The 1,642-nt window shown below is 60.7% G+C and carries 2 protein-coding genes; both read right to left on the bottom strand.

The genetic code is table 11. The features are described 5' to 3' along the window. Positions 1-733 (bottom strand): ABC transporter substrate-binding protein (locus H7C18_RS34770; protein ID WP_185133717.1); only part of this gene is annotated, 733 nt, incomplete at its 3' end. A 207-nt stretch (positions 734-940) separates the two neighbouring features. After that, positions 941-1,642, bottom strand: a 702-nt coding sequence (locus tag H7C18_RS34775) for a YkoP family protein (RefSeq protein ID WP_420481910.1), incomplete at its 5' end; no start/stop codon positions are given.

The raw sequence follows: 1,642 nt of genomic DNA on the forward strand, positions 1-1,642 counted from the left end.
CGAGACCGTCATACAACAGCGCGCCGCTGTAAAAATGCGCTCCGAACAGCTTGAAGTCTTTGTCGCCGTTCGGCTGCAGCAGCACCGCCGTCTTCTCGCCAACCGCCTTTTGCAGGCTCGTCTTCGCGTCCTCCAGCTTCTTGTCGTAAGCGTCGAGCGCTTCCTTCGCTTCGTCGCTCTTGCCGAGCAAATCGCCCAGCTTCGTCAGGTTGCCGCGCCAATCGTTCGTATCCTGAGACAGGATGTAAGTCGGCGCCGCTTTGCTGAAGTCTTCGTAGGTCGCCGCCTTCAAATAATCCGACGAAGGCAGGACGATCAGATCCGGCTGGTGGCTGAACGCCTCTTCGGGGACGAGCCCGTTCATCATATTGAGCAGCGGAACGCCGCTCAGCTTGTCCTGCAAATATTGCTGCGGCACCCCGCCGGCCGACCACTGCGCGACCGGTTTCACGCCAAGCGCCGTCAATGCGTCTTCCAGAAACGGCGCGAGGATGCGCTGCGGATTCGCCGGCGCTTCCACCTCGTGTCCCGCCGCATCCGTAACCGTCCGCGTCCCCGTCGAACCCGAGTCTGCCGCTGCCGCAGCCGGCGACGAACCGCCCGCATCGCTTGCCGGCGAGGCCGAGGCCGACGACTGCTCTTGTCCGCCATTTGCGCCGCACCCGGCTAACCCCAAGGCTAGCGAGAGCGCCAGTCCGATGAAAATCCGTTTTCCGCTTGCTGCCCGAATCATGCTGCAACCCCCATATATGATATTGATAATCATTATCGATATAAGGAGTATATCCGGGCGCAGCCATTTTGTGAATAAGCAAATGTGCTTTTTTTCAAGAAAGAAGGCGCACGATCGATACGGGTCGCGGCCGCGAAAGACCCGAAAGAAGGAAAAGCCCGCCATCGCCGTTTCCGGCGAGACGGGCTTCCACCGCTAGCTTTAGCTTTACGTCACCGCTCCCGGAGCGGCTTCTTCACTGGCGGCGTCGTCTTCTTCGTAAACCGAGATCTCCTGACGATCCGCAGCAGCGGCGACACTCTCCCGCTGCTTGATGAGCCGGCGGGCTTCGGCCGACGATTTCGCGTCCCCCCACAGCAGCAGCGTCTCCTTCGGCATGACGATCACCCGCGGCTCGAGCTTCTCTCCGTGGTTGCGGATCTTCCGGTTGCCTTCCGGATGAATGATGCGAAGCAGCAGCCGCAAATACCAGTTCGTCGAGACGGAGAACAGTCCCTTCGGCAGCGAACTCGTCTCGAAGCCGAGACTTTCCCCGCCCCGGTTGATCATCGAAATTCCGTAGATGCCCCAAATTCCGTCGTGGTCGGGCAGCGTCGCGAATTCGCGGGCCACGTCGGGAAGCACCTTCTCCGCCTCCCGAATAATCCGGATCGCAATATGAACGGGCGACTTGGATTCCATGCCGATCTCGTACATCTTCTCGTTGTCGAAGTGCATTTCCATGAGGCGGTCGCCCCGGCGCAGACGCCGGCCGCCCTGAAGCCGCAGCTCGGGCCCGGAGTAACGGATGACGCGATAGTGCATAAATTCCCCGCTGCCGATCGGCCGAACGCGGAACATAAGATGGAACAGCTTCTCCCAGAGCATCCAGACGGCGACGACGGCCCGTTTGAACGGTCCGGTCCGGCG

This window comes from Cohnella zeiphila (assembly GCF_014212055.1).
Taxonomy (GTDB): domain Bacteria; phylum Bacillota; class Bacilli; order Paenibacillales; family Paenibacillaceae; genus Cohnella; species Cohnella zeiphila.